This is a genomic window from Sphingobacterium sp. NPDC055346 (assembly GCF_053645235.1).
Map to the genome: position 1 here is coordinate 239,216 of NZ_JBSHMI010000002.1, position 16,784 is coordinate 255,999.

A 16,784-nucleotide genomic window follows, 5' to 3' on the forward strand; every position below is an offset into this window, starting at 1 on the left:
ATGCCTAGGTATTTCAACTTCTTTTCAGGTTACTTATCGAAAATTTGCCACCAAAAGCTTGTAATGAACAAAACCTAGATTTGTGGCTTGTATTGGTTCATTTTTCAAATATGTATAGGTTAAAACATTTTTTGAAAACAAGCCTGGGCGTATATCAAGAAGTACCGTGAATTGGAGTTTTTTATGTCGACAGCTTCCACTTGTTATAGGATTTCTTGTAGGGCAATTATGCCCTCTTCCAGCTCTTTTTCAGAAAGTGAACCATAGCCTAACCTGATACCATATATGGTCTCATTGAAGCTATAGGTATCGGGACTGATGATCTTGATTCCCTTGCTATTAAGTTTTTTGGGAATTTGGGACCAATCCATGGACTTATTGGGTACAATCCAGAAAGCCAAACCACCTTCGGGAACTGAATAAGTTGCTCTGTCCTCCATGTATTTTTTGAGCAAACCGGCCATAAAATCCCTTTTGGCTTTGTAGTGGTGAGACGCCTTTTTGATATGGCGTTTTATGGTGCCATCCTTGATAAGTTGTAGAACTGCCTGTTCCATAATACTGTCTCCTTGAACATCAATAATCTTTCGCAAACTACTTACCCTCTCCATCAGGGCTTCGTCATGGGTTACTAAATAACCTATGCGAAGGGCAGGCGCAACCACCTTGCTCATGCTGCCTATATATACATAATTTTTCAGTTCGCCGAAACTTGACAAAGGCAATACAGGGCGGTAACCAAAATGGAACTCGTTATCATAATCATCCTCGATAATCGTAAAACCGTATTCGTTGGAAAGCTGTATCAATTCCAACCTTCTCTTCAGACTCAATGTCACAGTGGTCGGATATTGATGGTGTGGGGTAACGTAAATTGCCCTTACCTTTTTACCCGATTTCAGATAGGCAATAACCTCCTCGATCAGCAAGCCGTCCTTGTCTACGCCTACCGGCAACAATGTTGCCCCAGCATTCTCAAAGGCGGACCAAGCAGGCTTATATCCTGGGTTTTCAACGATTACGTAATCATTTTCTGTAAACAAATATTGAGCTGTCAGATACATCGCCATTTGACTGCCTCGGGTGATACAGATATTATGATGATTGACCTGCATGCCTCTCTGGTGATTGAGCATTTGCACTATGGATTTTCGAAATTCCAGATCACCTAATTCGTTGCCATATCCCATCATTTGCCAACGTGCTTTTTGGTTGAAGATCTGGCGGTAAGCCCTTGCCAATTCTGTGATGGGAGCAATTTTACTGTCTGGGCTTCCATCATCAAACTGCAAATGATAATGTTTGTTTATGGCATTTTTTGCATTAAGAGTGCCACGTTTGCTTTTTTTGCCTCCCATAAAATCGGGCAAGGTATCGGACACAAAAGTACCCTGTCTCTCTTTGGGAGTTAACCAGCCTTCCATGATCAGTACGTCCAACGCTTCTACAACGGTATTCCTATTGACCTTCAAGAGCTGTGCAAGTTTTCTGCTTCCGGGCAGCGCCTCGCGTGGCATTAACCTGCCGGATTGGATATCATTTATAATGGCATCGGCAATCTGCAGATAAATGGCTTTATCTGATTTTCCATCTAATAATATTTCAAATTTCCAACCTCTCAGCATCTGGACTATCTAATTATATAAAAACTGTATCATTTTAATGGTCCAAATGTACGATACTTTTGTATAGCAATATTGCAATAACAATAAATAATTTAATTATGTCAAAATTAGAAACTGCCACAGAAGTAAAAAAATCGATCCACGCAGAACAGAAACAGTTCAGCTCAAAGGATTTCCATCAGACCTTTGCAAGACCATCCTTTGTTAGAACCTCACACGTCATCCACAAAAATGTTGAAAATGCAGGTATCCACAATCAGTTTTCGGAAGAAAGAAAGCACCCAGTTTTCTTTGTGGACCTGCCAAGCAAAAACGTAAGCATGACCATAGGTGGCCTGTTGCCAGGACAAAAAACTCACAAACACCGCCATACATACGAAACCATTTTGTATGTGCTTGAGGGAAAAGGATCTACGCTTGTAGAAGATGAAATCGTAGATTGGCAAGCAGGGGATGCAGTTTACATTCCATCTTGGGCTTGGCACCAGCACCACAACCTAAGCGAAGTCGAGGCTGCAAAATACATCGCTTGTGAGAATGCCCCGCAACTTCAAAACCTAGGTGTGGCATTACGTGAAGAAGAGGGAAGAGATTTTTAACCTTAAATCGAGAAAAGAAATGAATGAAGTGCCATTTAAAGGTGTAATTGCATATCCGGTTACACCATTCGACAACAACGAGAATATTGATATCCCACTATTCAGAAAACAAGTGGAACGCTTGATTAGGGTAGGTTCTCACGGCATTGCGCCATTGGGAAGTACGGGTGTCATGCCTTACCTCAGCGATGATGAAAAAGAGTCTTTGACCGAAACCTGCTTACGACAGGTAGCCGGCAGAGTACCAACATTGGTCGGTGTTTCAAACCTTACCACGGAGAAAACTGTTTACCATGCGCAATTTGCCGAAAAAGCCGGTGCCACGGCCGTAATGGTTATCCCTATGAGTTATTGGAAATTGAGCGATGATGAAATTGCAAAACACTATGACACTGTTGCGTCTAAGATTTCCATTCCGATTATGGCCTATAATAACCCTGCCACCAGTGGCGTGGATATGTCCCCAGCACTTTTGAAGCGTTTGTTAGAAATCCCAAATGTTACGATGATTAAGGAAAGTTCGGGTGATATTCTACGTATGCATTCTTTAAGAAAAGAATTAGACGATGGAGTGGCTTTTTTCAACGGTTCCAATCCCTTGGCATTATCCGCTTTTGCAGCAGGTGCAAGAGGATGGTGTACGGCTGCGCCGAATCTGATACCAGAACTCAATCTAGCTCTTTATGATGCTATACAGGAAAATGATCTTGAAAAAGCACAGCAGGTATTCTACAAACAGGTTGACCTGTTGAAATTCATTGTTGCCAAAGGTTTGCCCCGTTCCATCCAGGCAGGTCTAGATCTATTGGGAGTTGGCGGAGGGGGATTCAAAAGCCCATTGCAACCCCTTGATGCAGATGAAATAGCAGAACTGGATAGGATACTTTCAACAATAGACAATGAAGTCTACCAATATTAAATGTCATATAATCAAAGTAAAATGGAAAAAGCAATTTTTTATCACGCAGGTTGCCCTGTATGCATAAGTGCGGAACAGGACATTTTGACCCTCATACCCGAAGGTCAGATTATGGTAATCCATTTGGGTATGGAAAGATCTAAAGTAGACGAAGCGGCGGCATCAGGTGTAAAATCTGTTCCAGCCTTAGTTCTCCCCAATGGGAATGTATTACATATTAACTTTGGGGCTTCCATAGAAGAGCTAAGGTAATAACTATCTATAGCCCGAAGATGTGAATTTTTCGGGCCTATAGTTCATTGTCCACAGCTAAATGATATACCATATGAATCCACATTCAAAAAACAAACATCCAGATGCTAAGGCATCGGACAAGGTTAAAGTAACCGTGACCATCAATGGCACCACATACCAAATCCCATGGAATAAGCAGATGCCTTTGCTGTCTGCCATGCTAAATGCTGGGATTGACGCACCGTATTCTTGTGGCAGTGGAAGATGTGGCAGCTGTACTTGTAAATTGGAGAAAGGGGAGGTACGTTTAATGAGAAATTCTGTTCTGTCTGAAACCCACATACAGCAAGGCCTGATCTTGGCCTGTGTAGCAATGCCCATAAGTACGAGGATAAAGATAAATTATGACGAGTTCTAATCGTACTAAAACAACTGTACGGTTACCACTTTTTGGCCTGGACTACCTAATTATCCATAAACTGTACCGACATGATACACCGGAGATCGGATACTTTTGAGCAAATATTTAATCTTAACAAAATGGAGATCAACATCAGGAAAGTAGGTCTGGAAGATTTGGACGCTACAGCAGAGTTATTCAATCGCTATCGGGTCTTCTACCGACAGCAAGACGATTATGAAAAGTGCAAAAAGTTCATTCAAGACCGGATGGAAAACGATCAATCCCACATTTTTGTGGTTTATGCTGATGGCACTGCAGTTGGGTTTGTCCAGTTGTACAAACTTTACCATTACATCAAATTGGCCAAGCAATGGCTATTGAGCGATTTGTTTGTTCATCCCGACTACAGAGGCAAGGGCTTTTCGGTAGCGCTGATAGATAAAGCTAAGCAATGGTGCGATGAAACCGGTGCTTGCGGATTGATGCTTGAAACCGAAAAGACAAATGATATAGGCAACAGATTATATCCACGTTGCGGATTTGAATATGATGCCAACCACAACTATTACTATTGGTGGAAATAAGAAAAGGGGCAAACTTGAGCGGTTTGCCCTATACAAAAAATGCTATTGCGGTTCGAGCAGCAAAATTCCAAAAAATACAAAAATTGAAATGGAAACAACGGATCAACATCAGAGAACTAGAACCTCAAGCAACCAGATCTTATTTGAAATGGAAAAATACCTTTCAAATTTCGATCTGAATATAACAAACAAAGAGGTTGAAAAATTTCGTGCATCCCAAATAAATAAATGTCCCTAGTGCATTAAAGTCCATACCCAAGAGGCACGAATAACAAGGGAAACGGAACAGCCAATCTATGCACTGTCAGCATGGCAAGTGAGTTAACTTTTTACCGTAGCAGAGAAAGCCGTATGGGTGATGGTGGAAGAAGTTAACCATATCGCTGTCCATGGTTGGAGAGATGAAACCTTTCATAATTTGAATGGGTTTGATACAGAAATCAGGTAGTACAGCTCATCATCGCGATCAATCAGATCAACTTTTTAAACAGGATTGAAATACGTACCCGAAGGTTTACGTTCAACAGTATGCCCCATTCTGTAAAATGATTTAGAGGGAAAGAGAATGCTTGCCTTTTTTACATTATACCTTTTATTTATGATGATATTATCCACATTCAATGTAGTAACATAAACTTAGCAATTATTGAGTTACAAACAGAAGATTTAGTCATGATACAAGGGGGGTGATTAAAAATAGAAAAAATAAATCCGAAACCTAGGAGTTCTCGTATATAACCTAACGATACATTATAAACAAAAAACAAATAGGTTATGAAAGAAACAACCACTAAACAAGAGGGCTTTATTGAAGAGAATGATCGACAAATAAGCGAGCGATTAGGCAGAAGGAATTTTCTGAAGATTGCCGGAGCCGGTGCTGTTGGGATAGCAGCATTTGGATTGGTCGGGTGCCAGAAAGACGACCACGGACCGGATATGAGCGGTAATGGATTGTATTTCGGTAGCGGCGATATTGCTATATTGAACTATGCATATGCCCTGGAGCAATTAGAGGCAGCATTTTATATAGAGGTCATGAATAAACCCTATAGCGGAATCAGCGATTGGGAGACGATGTTATTTAGTGACATCCGTGACCATGAAATTGCCCATCGGGAGTTTTTCAAAACCGCATTAGGAAAGAGCGCTATTGCGAATTTGGAATTCAATTTTTCGGGCATCAATTTCTCCAATCGTGCAAACGTGTTGGCTACGGCCAAGGCTTTTGAAGATTTGGGCGTGTCGGCATATAACGGAGCAGGATGGTTAATCAAGAATGAAGCCTATCTGGTTTTGGCAGGCAAAATTGTCTCGGTGGAAGCAAGACATGCAGCTTTAGTTCGCGATTTAATTGACAACGGTACTTTTGCCAACAACGAGGTAATTGATAATCAGGGTTTGGACCTTGCCTATAGTCCGACGAAAGTATTGGAAATCGCAGCCCCATTTATTAAATCTAAGATAGATGTAAGAGATTTACCAACCTATTAATCCACTTTAAAATTTATTAAAATGAATTTATTTAACATCTTTGACCAGATTATGCAAGTCGATCCAGAGTTCGACGAGCGAGTGAGCCCTCGTCGCCGGGCGATCCGAAATATGATGTCCTTTGGCAAAAAGGTGAGCATTGCCGCGATGCCCTTTGTACTTAGCGATCTTTTTAAACGTGCCTATGGCCAGGCACCTACCGATGTGAACGGTGTTCTGAACTATGCGCTAACGCTTGAATACCTTGAAGCGGAGTATTATACAAAAGGTGCAGCAGCATCAAATTTAGTGCCCTCAGGCAAACCCGCGGGGGCTATTGCAACCATTCGCAACCATGAAGTTGCCCATGTGGCATTTTTAAAACAGGTACTTGGAGAGAAAGCGGTTTCCAAACCAATATTCGATTTTACAGCTGGAGGTGCTTTTCCCAATGTTTTCAGTAATTATGACACCTTTCTGGCGCTTGCCCAAGCCTTTGAGGACACCGGTGTACGTGCATACAAAGGACAGGCCGGCCTATTAAAGGGTAATCAAGTTGTGTTAACGGCAGCATTGCAGATCCATTCGGCAGAGGCTAGGCATGCCTCCCATATCCGACAGATGCGCAAAGCCAGAGGAGGAGCTGCAGCCGATCAGAAACCGTGGATAACAGGAGCAAACGATTCAGGCATAGGCGCTGCCGTAGATCCAGTTTATGCGGGGGAAGATAACAAAGTTCAGGCTGATGTGGATATAACAATGTTGCCAGGAATAGGTGGTAAAATTTCCACTGCCGCTGCGACACAATCGTTTGACGAACCGTTGTCTGCTTCAGCTGTTCTAGATATCGCGAAACTTTTCATAAAATAGTAGGGTTGATTTGATGTAACGGTAAGCCCGTATCGGAAGGTGCGGGCTTTAATTGGTAACATAATAGATTGTGTTATTCTTTGGGATTAAATACGTAATAACATGTACTAAAACATTCAATATGCTAATTTTCTATCATTTTAGCTACCATGGAAAAGTTGATGGGGATCTGCATAATATTTTTGCACTTTAATTTGTTAGTTGCAATAGCATAAAGAAAATATAACTCACCGCTTATTCCTATGATAATAAACTTTTTGGATTATCAATAGTTTGTGGTAAACTTAAACTTTATAATTTCCTCTCAAAATAGAATTGGTTTTCTTTTTATCTACCATTAGTAAGTAGATGTCCTTCAGTTCTGTTGAGTTTTTCGAGAATATTCCATAAACATCAATATCTTCTAGGGCCAAATAAATCCTGATAAATTAAAAAAGCTTATGAATTTTTCTATAGACCTAAACGTTTTACAATTTTCTAAATTAACCATAATGTTTAAATTAATTTTCTCTGTGAACTGGTTATCATTTACCCGGTAATTTTTGCTGACTAAATATTTCCCATCACATACATTTCTGTAAGGGTCGGTACTAAACTGCCTCCTTCATTTTCCAATGTTATTGCAAAAGCCTCTGCCTTGTCAATATGGTGCATTTTCACCATGGAATGATCATTGGAAAGAGGGAGTAGTCCTGCATCAACTGGCTGACCATCAACAATAGCCCAAAGTTGGTACTGTTTTCCTGAAGGTACCAGGGGTAGGTTTGATACAGATAAAAAAACATCGGAAGTTTTAGTGTCCCAAAAGAGAACCGCTTTGGCCTCAGGATATTTTTCAATACCATGCAAGGTGATGGTCTCAACCGAAGGACGTTGTATTATTTGCCAACGTTCGTTTACATCTTTCAACTTGTCTAGGGATTCTTGATTTGAAGAAATTGCTTGTTGCATTTTTTCTAGATCTCTTTCCCTATAGTTCAAGAGTAGAATGTTCGAGGCTAAACTTAGGATTAATAGGACTGAAGCTGCTATGGTCAATGGCATCCATCTTTTTGTTCCCAAATTCGGAAGAGTATTTCTCTTTTCCATTTCTTTGCCTTCAATCTGAGTATTGCCGTTGACGGTAGCAGAGAGAGTGGCTTGCTCCTCCACTGTTAATGTGGACAATCGATCCCATATCGATGGTTTAATATCTTCATGGGGAGCAATGGCTTCATTGCTAGCCAGATCTTCCAGGAGTAATTGCACATCAAGAATCGCCTGTTGGACTTCTGGTGAATTTTTACGTATGCATTCCAGGATGCCCACTTCCTCCTCGGTGGCGAGCCCCAAAACGTATGATTCAATAATCCCAGACGATATGTATTCCTTAATGTTCAAATCTATTATTGTTCTTTCAAAATCTCACGTAACTGAATTAAAGCCGACCTTACCCTTGTTTTCACCGTACCTAGCGGGATATGAAGTTGGTCGGCGATTTCTTGCTGCGAATAACCGTGATAATATGCCATTTCAATGAGCTTTCTCCACTCAGGTTTTAATTTATCCAGCACGGTACCAAAACCAATATAATCAGACTTATCAGCTTGGTCAGTACTCGCAAAAATATGACTTTCTTTATTATTTACGATATCTGGAAATGATTGGTTTTTTTGTTCGTTCTGAACACCCTTTGATCTAAGGTAGTCCAGGGAAGCATTGCGTGCAATGTTTATCATCCAGGTATACAGCCTGCCTTTGTCCTGATTAAATAAGTCGACGTGCTTCCATATTTTGACAAACACATCCTGTATTACCTCCTCTGCATATTCTTTATGTATTACAATGCGGATTATGATACCGTATAATGCGCCTGCATAATTATCGTATAGATAATTAAACGCACGCCGATCTCTTTTCTTCAATAAATCGATTAGTGTATCTTCAGATAAGTGCTGTATTGGACTCAAGTGGTATATTCTATACGCGAAATCGAATATACAAAAATATAATTGAATGTGATCCTTTTTCCAATAGAGTTTAATAATGGATTGTTCAATGGGCACAGGATTTGAGCCCCGGAGAAAAAAAAACACTACCCCGGCAGCAGTGAATAGATTGTGTTTAATTTAAAATGAACCTCAATAAAATTATTGCATAAAACAAGCTTTACTTCAGGAATGTCGAATATGGTTGCTCATTATCCACCAATGAAGTGGATTTGTAACTTGAGTTAACTAATTTCTACAATATATTTTTCCATAACTAAACCTTTGAAAAATCCCATAAATCCACAGGCAGAAAAGGAAGATTAAAGAGCCTAAAAGCACAACAATTGGTTCATTTTTCACGCTATACGTAAATATCCATTCATGCGAATGGATGTTTACCTTATATTAATATTTTGATTTATTAATTTTCTAAAAACAATTCCTCAACATAGTGGGTTAGGTTTATGACATTTTTATATTAATACAGATTCTTGTTGTTTTGTCAGATTCAATAATATATGATGGAAACTCCATTGCCTATAAAGGATTTAATATTATTCAGGTTATATACTGGTAAACCAATCTTTGAATTGGAAATTTTTGAAAATTTTACAGAGGATCTAACATTTCTTCTGGAGGAGAAAATGATCGTTCCATTAAATAAATATATACAATTTGATTATCCTTATGACTTTGAGCTTACCGAAAGGGGTTTAAAGCATCTTTTTAGGTAATCTATGTTTGAAACAGCATAAAGTCTATTTTCCTGTTTTCCTATGTGGACTGTCAACTGGTTTGGATTCTGGTGAGCCTTTTTGACGAAGAAAAATTGTTAATATAACTATTGAAGCAACCGATAGAAATTCGCTTTGCCAATTCTGAAAAGTTTCGAACCAAAAAGTGGGTTCATACAAATATTCACTTATCGATATGGAAGGCTTACCTTCCAGTGCATTCTCCTCCATTTTCCCCTTATAACTGCCGAATAAATGTAATCCCCAAGATGCTATAAAAAGAATCAAAAACGCAATAGAAAGTGAGTGTTTGTATATTAAGAGTCTCCATCCGCCACTTTTCACTGGCGCTGGAGCGCCTGGTCTGTAAATGGGTTCCCGATCCACCTCTTCTTTTTTGTCTATTTCCTTTGATTCAGCTGATCCAACTTGGCGAAGGAAAATAGTAAGTATAACATAAAGCGCCATCTGAAGGAATTCGCTTTGAAAATTTTCAAATGTCGCTGATATAAAATGGCCAGAAAATAAATAATCACCAAATAAAAGTTCCTTCCCATGTTTTTGATATTCACTAACACTTTCCTTCCAACCAAAGTAAATCTGACCAATCAGGGCCAACAAGAACAAAGAAATAAAAACGATTGATAATGAATTCCTGTAAAAAAAACTTCTATTTGCTTTCATTTACATTATTAGATATATATAAGGAACATTTAGATCAATAATTGGTTTAGGCAACTTTTATTTTTTGATAAGCTGGCTGGTTAATGGTATAAAAAAATCCCCTCGGATAGGGAGGGGATTAAAACTCAACAAATATATTCAACATTAGATTTTATTAAGATAAAGCTTGAATTTCCCTTTTACTACATCAAATCCCTCGTCTTCCGCAAACGATGGAATCGTGAATTCAAAAGTGCCTTCAATATCCTCAGCTCCATTTTCTTTCTTTGTTATTTTGGTAAAATAGACCTTACCATCACCAAAAATGTATTGAGAATAATCTAAGAATGGATTATATCTAATAAATGAAAGGTTCTCCCTTTCATTAATTGATATATAATCGTCCATTTTATTAATTATCTGTTTCCCTGGGAGTGATCTGATAACATACTCATGGTTCAGAAGGATCTCCTTACCGACAGGAATCTTTACAAAGATAGTATGTATGGGAGATTCTTTTGAACCTTTCTTTTTCAAGGAAGCATGTAATGTAATATACCTAACTCCATTTGCATATTGGGGCAGGTTATGATAATTATAATCAAATTTTGGCCCACTGCGATAGTTCAAGTCAAATGCCCTTCCTTGTTGAATAAAGGTTTCTCCATTATAAGCTATTTCGACATACCTATCATCTGGCAGGGGATTTCCTTCTTTGTCGCAGCTATTGAAAAAAATGGTTGATAGTAATAATAGAAAAAGTGTAAAGGTGGTGAATGCTTTATTTTTCATTTTAGATCTGGTTTCTAGATGAAACGAAACCTTTATCTTGAATGCTACATAGTAAAACTGTTTTTTTTTGAATTACAATAAAAAAAAATTCTATTCCCATTAAAGAAAGGTGAGAAACAAAAAAAACTCGGCGTAGAGGGTTATATTTCTGTATTTTCTTTGATTCAATGATTTTTTGTCATCCACTTTATCAACATAGACCGGAAGGCTAATTTTCTTAATTGATATTAGGAATCAATTTTATCTAAAGATTCAAACTGTAGGAAATAAAAACAGGCCCACTATGTCGAAGAAACGAAGGCTCCGGATAAAGGTGCGTTATTCGTCAACAAAATAGGTTGGCCTTTGGGATAGTCCTGATCGCTTGGTGGTCCCTCGGTATCGGAATGAAGGGGTCAAGGTCAGGGGGAAATGGTCTAAAGTGACGTTATCCACACACATGTTCATCAGAAGTCTCCAATCAGGTGGGCGCGACCGTCAAGGGAAGATTGGCAGAAAAGAGCTCTATGCGCCATGATTATGAAGATGAGATCTATACCGACCGAATATCTCACATCTTACTACATCCTGGACGGGTTGGATTAAATCTGGAAGAAATTGACCTCTCAGTGGGAATACGGATTCTTGAACAATAATATCATACTTACAACACAAGGCTGATCAAAGGCATAAACGATGCATTTGTTTCCTAGGGATGGTTCAACGATTTTGTGCATTGGCACAGGTAGCTGACAGCTACGGCAGGCATCCAGTTATTAGAGCATCTCTAGCCGCTAATTTTCGATACTGTAGGAGGCAGCAAGGCTCGGTCTGCCGGATTATGGGTAGCTCTGGAATATGATTGGATCAGGAAGATTACCAGAACGGTGAGGGAGGGTGTCATAGATGGCAAATTATATCTAATGGCTTATTATGGCGATGTTTTCATAAATATTAGATTAGCTGGTGTTGGCAAAAATTCCTTTACTGCACGATCAAGCAACCATTGCCCTTAATATTGACCTGAGAGGTATTTCAGTGTATAAATTGCTCTGAATGAGGCCGATTTGATCCATCTAAGTAACAGTCAATTTATTGTTGACATGTCTTTCTTGGTAGGGTAAAATGGCTTCAATCCCGTTGTCCTTTCTCTAGCCACATCTCCGGTTATAAAAATTTCAGCACGCCTGGCAAAGTCTCAAATGTTTCCCGGGTGGTCCCTTCAAACGTACCAACTAAAGCTTTCCTGTTCACCTGGTATTTTTCCGACAAATGACCTGTCCGGGGAAAGATACTATCCCAATTAAAAACCGATTATTGGGATTATTTAGCTATTTATGCATTTTACTTAACAACCAATATAAGAAAAGGTTTTTAAATAGTTTACTTTTATGGTGGTTCTCTGGACTTAGGTGGAGGCCATGTAAATCTCAGGCATATAAAATACCTAAGATTGGGTATATCCCGATTTAGGAACTTTTTCTAAATTCGTCCCAAAACCAATTTTATGAAATTAATTAGAATCACCTGCATGGTTGTTTTTACAGTATTGATAGCCATGTTTTTCTCCTGTGAACCAGAGGACAATGAATCCGATATCGAGCCAGCTGCAAGAGCAAATGGAAGATATATCCATACCCAAACGGGACTTATTATTGATATGCATTATGATATTGGTTTAAAATGGGGCTATGTGGAAATAGACGAGGTCGGCACTGCATTTCCTCCTGGCGCAAAGGGATTTCATGTTGTTGTAGACGTCAAATATATGGGGGAGAATCTATGGCAAGGTGAAAACTTCATGTATGTTCCGGGAAGGAATCCCGAATGGAGTTCCAATGGATTTGTTAGAATTTGGAGAGAAAAAGGAAATGGTTTGAGGATCGGTACTCAATTTTATGATAAATTGGAATAAAAATTAGAAAGACGTGGTAAGCTATATCCTACAATAAAAAGTAGATTTTTTATTTTAATTAGTTGCAATAATATGAAGGATCTTGAAAAATCGTAGTTATAGCATGCTTCAAAGGGCATAGAATACTCCCAGTGGAGTGTTCTCTAATTAAGACGGCTAAGTTCAATGTGTGCGGTATATGTTAAGGGATGCGGTACGGCTCTGTGCTAAATGGTTGGATATAGGCAATAAATGAAGCCAGTAAATACTTGCTTAGCTGAAAGGATACCAAGGGAACTCAAAACAAAAACCTAATATTAGATTAGGATACAAGAAATCTTTTATTAGATGCCTTAATTGAAAAGTCAATAAGAGACCAAATATGTAATTTATCATTTTCTCTAATTCTGGGATCTCCAAATCTCTGCTGGATATTCTTTAGGGCTTAACACAAATTCCTGTTTGATTTTCTTTCGTTATTTCCTGTACGACAGGGCTTAATCTGTACATAATCCAAATTAACTTATTTTTTGCAAAAATATATTCTCCCCCACATTTAAGATCATCTAAATCAACATTGTATTTTAAATCTCCTTTATATTCCTGAATTAGTAAAGAAGGTTCATTTTCTTAACCTCCTCTACTATCATTCCCTATGAAGTATTGCATAATTGAGAAAATAAGGAAAGGGAAAAGAGAAGTAACACAATAGTGAAATCGATTTTCATTATTTCGAAAATTTGGTTTTACAAATCATTAAATAAAAAAGCCTAACGATATGATTGACTTTTTGGTAACTTAACATTCTTAATCGACTCAATAATTGGTTCGATATATATAAGATCCTGATCATTACGGGTGTCCAATTTAAATGCAACCTTCTCCGGTATATAAGTTAATCTGTTCTCATCAATATCCAAAATAACTGCAAGCCTCATTCTAGTTTCACTTACACTAAATGTTTCACCATTGATGACAAATGTTTCCATTTCGTTAAATGTTTCATCTTTCTTACATGAACTTAAACCTAGCAAAAGCAACATGAGTTAATACATGAGTTTTTTCATAAATTATGGTTTAAAACCAGTTAAGACCTTAAAATTAGAAATAAATACAACAGATTTAATTTAAACCTATTTTTTATTATCAAATGATACCAATATCGTAGGTGGTAGTCGTGTAATTTTTTAATGTAATTTTGTCCATTCACCTTGAAAGGTTTGAATATTAATCATGCAATTGCCCCAAAGCTTTCACAATTTCTTTAAATAGGCATTCTGGTGAATTGTAATATACCCAAAAGGGTTGCCAAGATCTAAACCGGAACCATGAACTAGGCATGATTTCGATATGCCATAATCCAAAACCTTCAAAAATCAGGTTTAAGTATTATGGAAGTAACAATTCTGATCAGGTTTTTCCCATCCTTTATTTTAAGTTTCTTTAAACCAAAAACATGGAAAACGTTTTCAGCGATTTTCAGCTCTTTGTCTCGCTTAATAATTATACTTCCATAAAAATATTCTATTTCTAAATAGATTCCTTAAATTTAAGTTCTCTACCTAAAGAATTGATTATGAATCCCTCAGAAATAATATCCAAATTGAAAGAACTTCAAGCAAGGGGAGAACACATGGTCTCCATATCGGAATTGTTGGACTTTATTCAGCGGCGAAATGAAGAGCTGCTGTATGGAGTAGACCTTTTTAATGAACGGTTTTCCTTAGACCCACAATTAGTAACCCTTTTAAATGACCATGGAATAAATACGGTAGGTGATTTATGCAGTAAATCCATAACCGATCTATTGAGAATAAAATCTTTTGGTAAAAGGAGGGGCTACCAAATCTATGATTTTCTGAGGCAGTTTAATCTAAAATTGGCTCCCTGAAAAAATCTTCATTATGGAAAAGAAATTAACATCATTATGTTCAAAGAAAGATCACGATTCAGGCGAGGATAAACAATTGAGAAGCTCATCTCAAATCCCGGTTTCCTATATCGCATTAAAATGGACTTTCTTCGGTCAATATTGACACATCTTTACATCCAATTATTTCTTAACCAATAAATAGGCCAGGGAAGGGCTATCGGAAATGCGCCTCATTTCATGGAATGCCAAATCTTCGATATCCTTCTTTATCTGATTGAAGTTTGTGATTACCTGCTCAGTGGTTAGCTGGCGAACGATTGGTATCTTTTTATAATCTTTAATCTCCTTTTCCAATAAATGATGATCATTGATTATGGAACAATGAAATGCTTTGAGCATTATCTTGCTTTTTGGATTGTCGGCAACCATGCCCACAAACTCACCGGAACTCAGAGAAGAGATTTTAGATGCCGGAATAGCATATTCGAGCTGCTTGGAACGACTGATCGAAGTGTCGGCACTGTTCAGCGAATAGCTTTCCCTGTCCTGCAATATCTTTCCGAAACGCTCGGAAAGCTGTTTTGCCGTATCTCCATTTACCTGCCCGGACAACACGTTTCCAGATATGTTCATGATCACGTCGGACTGCTCACGGCCATAATCCTTGCGCAGTTGACTTAGGTCCTGAATGGCGATGCTGGTGGAGACTAAATTGTCGCGGGCCGTTGCGATCAGACTATCGATATTATTGAGGTATATTGTTGGAAACTCATCAAAGATCAAGCTTGACTTGATCTTTCCTTTCTGGTTGACCAATTTGACCAATCGGTTGATGTACAGGGAAAGCACGGCTCCATAGATCTGAATTTTCTGGGGATTGTTGCCCATGGTCAATATCTTGGGCTCCTGCGGGTTATTGATGTCCAAAGTAAAGTCATTTCCCGAAAGGATGTAATATAATTGGGGGGAGGAGAGCCTTGCCAAAGCAATCTTGGCCGATGCAATCTGTCCTTCGAGTTGATCCATGGCATCATTGAGGTAAGCGTTGGTGAAGGGATTGACGAGTACCTCGATTTCTTTATCGGCGCGCAGAAGTGAAAATAAGGTGTCGTAATCCAGCTGCAGCAATTCGATAGCATGGGGAAGTGTACAAAATTCCCCTTGTCGATACCGCCGTAAATACCAAATGATGGCCGTCAAGAAGTTGATGGGCGACTCCACAAAAAAATCACCTTGGCGCTTTATCCATTCCCGGTTCAGTCCCAAAAGAATTGTCCGAGCACTTTCTGCTGCATCAGTAATGTCGATCATGGAGCTAGGATCAAGGGGATTGCAACGACTCGACCGGCTCAGGTCATCGAAATTGATGCTGTAAAATTTTAAGGGACTATCATTAGTTTTGCAATACTTCAAATAATGATTATAGGCAATGGTCGTCAAATCATCGAACTTGAAATCATAGATGAACATCGAAAATCCTTTTTGAATATGCTGGCTTATAATGTGCCGAATGATGAAATAAGATTTACCTGAACCTGGACTTCCCAGAACCAATATCCCTCGGAATGGATTAATGATGTTGACCCAACTTTTGCGCACCTTATTCTTTAGCAGGTAGGTCGCCGGCAGGTTAATGGAATATTCATTTTCCAGGAGTTCTTCATGCTGTGGAAAGGTTTCATTTTCCCTGTTAAAAATGTCGGATTGGAGTATTTTAGCAGAAATTACCCTAGTCATCCAAGTACCGCCCATTAGAAAGGTCAAAAAGCCGCAGCTTGCCAGCAACATATATCCATATAACCGAAACTCAAAAGTAAGCGGTATGTGGAAAGCTACATCGCTAAAGAAATATAATAATAACCCGATTAATATATAGGCAATGGGTTTTTGATATGTGATTTTTTCATCTTTTTTTCCTTTTGCACCCATCAAGGAGATCAATAAAAATCCCAGTGCGAGCATCTTCGAGGTCAGCATGCTGCTGAAAAGACCGGTCCTGTGCAGCATCAGCATGATGCGATCGGTGAACGCATGTTGCCAACCTAACTCCCTAAACCAATTGTATCCTTTCGCATAGAAGTGAATCAGGAGCAGTCCGATTGCTATCCAACGTGTGAGGTCGACTATCTTTCGAAGTGCCTGTTCATTTTCTCCGGTCTGTAGTGCCATGCT

General features: G+C 38.7%; 17 protein-coding genes. 11 read left to right on the forward strand and 6 right to left on the reverse strand.

The features are described 5' to 3' along the window. Nucleotides 1–203: 203 nt before the first annotated feature. Nucleotides 204–1,625 carry a MocR-like pyridoxine biosynthesis transcription factor PdxR gene (pdxR, locus tag ACWICE_RS05290; RefSeq protein WP_093095716.1) on the reverse strand — a complete coding sequence of 474 codons (1,422 nt, stop codon included), beginning with the start codon at nt 1,623–1,625 and terminating at the stop codon, nt 204–206. A gap of 98 nt (nt 1,626–1,723) precedes the next feature. On the opposite strand from pdxR, the gene ACWICE_RS05295 reads away from it, so the two are divergent. The 7 genes from ACWICE_RS05295 to ACWICE_RS05325 all read left to right on the forward strand — a co-directional run bounded on the left by ACWICE_RS05295 (nt 1,724) and on the right by ACWICE_RS05325 (nt 6,707). Further along, nucleotides 1,724–2,224 carry a cupin domain-containing protein gene (locus ACWICE_RS05295; protein WP_093095718.1) on the forward strand — a complete coding sequence of 167 codons (501 nt, stop codon included), beginning with the start codon at nt 1,724–1,726 and terminating at the stop codon, nt 2,222–2,224. 19 nt (nt 2,225–2,243) lie between these two features. Further along, the gene (locus tag ACWICE_RS05300; RefSeq protein ID WP_093095719.1) at nt 2,244–3,143 is read left to right on the forward strand and encodes a dihydrodipicolinate synthase family protein; all 900 of its coding nucleotides are present in this window, start codon (nt 2,244–2,246) and stop codon (nt 3,141–3,143) included. A gap of 129 nt (nt 3,144–3,272) precedes the next feature. Then, nucleotides 3,273–3,395, forward strand: a complete 123-nt coding sequence (locus ACWICE_RS05305; protein WP_261771996.1) for a hypothetical protein — start codon at nt 3,273–3,275, stop codon at nt 3,393–3,395. A 73-nt stretch (nt 3,396–3,468) separates the two neighbouring features. Further along, a complete protein-coding gene (locus tag ACWICE_RS05310; protein ID WP_157739443.1) occupies nt 3,469–3,795 on the forward strand; it encodes a 2Fe-2S iron-sulfur cluster-binding protein in 327 nt (108 codons plus the stop codon). 122 nt (nt 3,796–3,917) lie between these two features. Further along, nucleotides 3,918–4,364, forward strand: coding sequence for a GNAT family N-acetyltransferase (locus ACWICE_RS05315; protein ID WP_093095722.1), 447 nt, complete (start codon nt 3,918–3,920; stop codon nt 4,362–4,364). Nucleotides 4,365–5,138: 774 nt separating this feature from the next. Further along, on the forward strand, nt 5,139–5,858 hold the full coding sequence (locus ACWICE_RS05320) for a ferritin-like domain-containing protein (RefSeq protein ID WP_093095725.1): 720 nt from the start codon (nt 5,139–5,141) through the stop codon (nt 5,856–5,858). Nucleotides 5,859–5,969: 111 nt separating this feature from the next. Then, on the forward strand, nt 5,970–6,707 hold the full coding sequence (locus ACWICE_RS05325; protein ID WP_454297814.1) for a ferritin-like domain-containing protein: 738 nt from the start codon (nt 5,970–5,972) through the stop codon (nt 6,705–6,707). 549 nt (nt 6,708–7,256) lie between these two features. On the opposite strand, the gene ACWICE_RS05330 is transcribed toward ACWICE_RS05325, so the two are convergent. Both ACWICE_RS05330 and ACWICE_RS05335 read right to left on the reverse strand, forming a co-directional pair. Then, nucleotides 7,257–8,039: an anti-sigma factor gene (locus ACWICE_RS05330; protein ID WP_254771288.1), complete on the reverse strand. Its 783-nt coding sequence runs from the start codon at nt 8,037–8,039 to the stop codon at nt 7,257–7,259. A 53-nt stretch (nt 8,040–8,092) separates the two neighbouring features. After that, entirely contained in the window at nt 8,093–8,656 is a 564-nt protein-coding gene (locus ACWICE_RS05335; protein ID WP_093097722.1) for an RNA polymerase sigma factor, read from the reverse strand. Nucleotides 8,657–9,195: 539 nt separating this feature from the next. Here ACWICE_RS05335 and ACWICE_RS05340 point away from each other — a divergent pair. Next, on the forward strand, nt 9,196–9,411 hold the full coding sequence (locus tag ACWICE_RS05340; RefSeq protein WP_093095729.1) for a hypothetical protein: 216 nt from the start codon (nt 9,196–9,198) through the stop codon (nt 9,409–9,411). Between the two features lie 24 nt (nt 9,412–9,435). Here ACWICE_RS05340 and ACWICE_RS05345 read toward each other — a convergent pair whose 3' ends face one another. Together ACWICE_RS05345 and ACWICE_RS05350 are read right to left on the reverse strand one after the other, a co-directional pair. Next, nucleotides 9,436–10,095, reverse strand: coding sequence for a DUF6766 family protein (locus tag ACWICE_RS05345; protein ID WP_093095731.1), 660 nt, complete (start codon nt 10,093–10,095; stop codon nt 9,436–9,438). 144 nt (nt 10,096–10,239) lie between these two features. Further along, nucleotides 10,240–10,866, reverse strand: coding sequence for a hypothetical protein (locus tag ACWICE_RS05350; protein WP_454297815.1), 627 nt, complete (start codon nt 10,864–10,866; stop codon nt 10,240–10,242). 1,486 nt (nt 10,867–12,352) lie between these two features. On the opposite strand from ACWICE_RS05350, the gene ACWICE_RS05355 reads away from it, so the two are divergent. From ACWICE_RS05355 to ACWICE_RS05365, 3 genes are all read left to right on the forward strand, one after another. Then, nucleotides 12,353–12,760 carry a hypothetical protein gene (locus ACWICE_RS05355; RefSeq protein WP_139185421.1) on the forward strand — a complete coding sequence of 136 codons (408 nt, stop codon included), beginning with the start codon at nt 12,353–12,355 and terminating at the stop codon, nt 12,758–12,760. Nucleotides 12,761–14,315: 1,555 nt separating this feature from the next. Then, nucleotides 14,316–14,630 carry a DNA-directed RNA polymerase subunit alpha C-terminal domain-containing protein gene (locus tag ACWICE_RS05360; protein ID WP_093095738.1) on the forward strand — a complete coding sequence of 105 codons (315 nt, stop codon included), beginning with the start codon at nt 14,316–14,318 and terminating at the stop codon, nt 14,628–14,630. A gap of 13 nt (nt 14,631–14,643) precedes the next feature. Next, nucleotides 14,644–14,775, forward strand: a complete 132-nt coding sequence (locus ACWICE_RS05365; protein ID WP_261771997.1) for a hypothetical protein — start codon at nt 14,644–14,646, stop codon at nt 14,773–14,775. A 17-nt stretch (nt 14,776–14,792) separates the two neighbouring features. Here ACWICE_RS05365 and mobC read toward each other — a convergent pair whose 3' ends face one another. Then, on the reverse strand, nt 14,793–16,781 hold the full coding sequence (gene mobC, locus ACWICE_RS05370; protein WP_093095740.1) for a conjugal transfer protein MobC: 1,989 nt from the start codon (nt 16,779–16,781) through the stop codon (nt 14,793–14,795). Between the last annotated feature and the right edge of the window lie 3 nt (nt 16,782–16,784).

Bases quoted from the DNA above. Each gene is read 5' to 3' on its own strand.
- pdxR (WP_093095716.1), bottom strand. From the start codon at position 1,625: ATGCTGAGAGGTTGGAAATTTGAAATATTATTAGATGGAAAATCAGAT.
- ACWICE_RS05295 (WP_093095718.1), top strand. From the start codon at position 1,724: ATGTCAAAATTAGAAACTGCCACAGAAGTAAAAAAATCGATCCACGCA.
- ACWICE_RS05300 (WP_093095719.1), top strand. From the start codon at position 2,244: ATGAATGAAGTGCCATTTAAAGGTGTAATTGCATATCCGGTTACACCA.
- ACWICE_RS05305 (WP_261771996.1), top strand. From the start codon at position 3,273: ATGGAAAGATCTAAAGTAGACGAAGCGGCGGCATCAGGTGTAAAATCT.
- ACWICE_RS05310 (WP_157739443.1), top strand. From the start codon at position 3,469: ATGAATCCACATTCAAAAAACAAACATCCAGATGCTAAGGCATCGGAC.
- ACWICE_RS05315 (WP_093095722.1), top strand. From the start codon at position 3,918: ATGGAGATCAACATCAGGAAAGTAGGTCTGGAAGATTTGGACGCTACA.
- ACWICE_RS05320 (WP_093095725.1), top strand. From the start codon at position 5,139: ATGAAAGAAACAACCACTAAACAAGAGGGCTTTATTGAAGAGAATGAT.
- ACWICE_RS05325 (WP_454297814.1), top strand. From the start codon at position 5,970: ATGATGTCCTTTGGCAAAAAGGTGAGCATTGCCGCGATGCCCTTTGTA.
- ACWICE_RS05340 (WP_093095729.1), top strand. From the start codon at position 9,196: ATGATGGAAACTCCATTGCCTATAAAGGATTTAATATTATTCAGGTTA.
- ACWICE_RS05345 (WP_093095731.1), bottom strand. From the start codon at position 10,095: ATGAAAGCAAATAGAAGTTTTTTTTACAGGAATTCATTATCAATCGTT.
- ACWICE_RS05350 (WP_454297815.1), bottom strand. From the start codon at position 10,866: ATGAAAAATAAAGCATTCACCACCTTTACACTTTTTCTATTATTACTA.
- ACWICE_RS05355 (WP_139185421.1), top strand. From the start codon at position 12,353: ATGAAATTAATTAGAATCACCTGCATGGTTGTTTTTACAGTATTGATA.
- ACWICE_RS05360 (WP_093095738.1), top strand. From the start codon at position 14,316: ATGAATCCCTCAGAAATAATATCCAAATTGAAAGAACTTCAAGCAAGG.
- ACWICE_RS05365 (WP_261771997.1), top strand. From the start codon at position 14,644: ATGGAAAAGAAATTAACATCATTATGTTCAAAGAAAGATCACGATTCA.
- mobC (WP_093095740.1), bottom strand. From the start codon at position 16,781: ATGGCACTACAGACCGGAGAAAATGAACAGGCACTTCGAAAGATAGTC.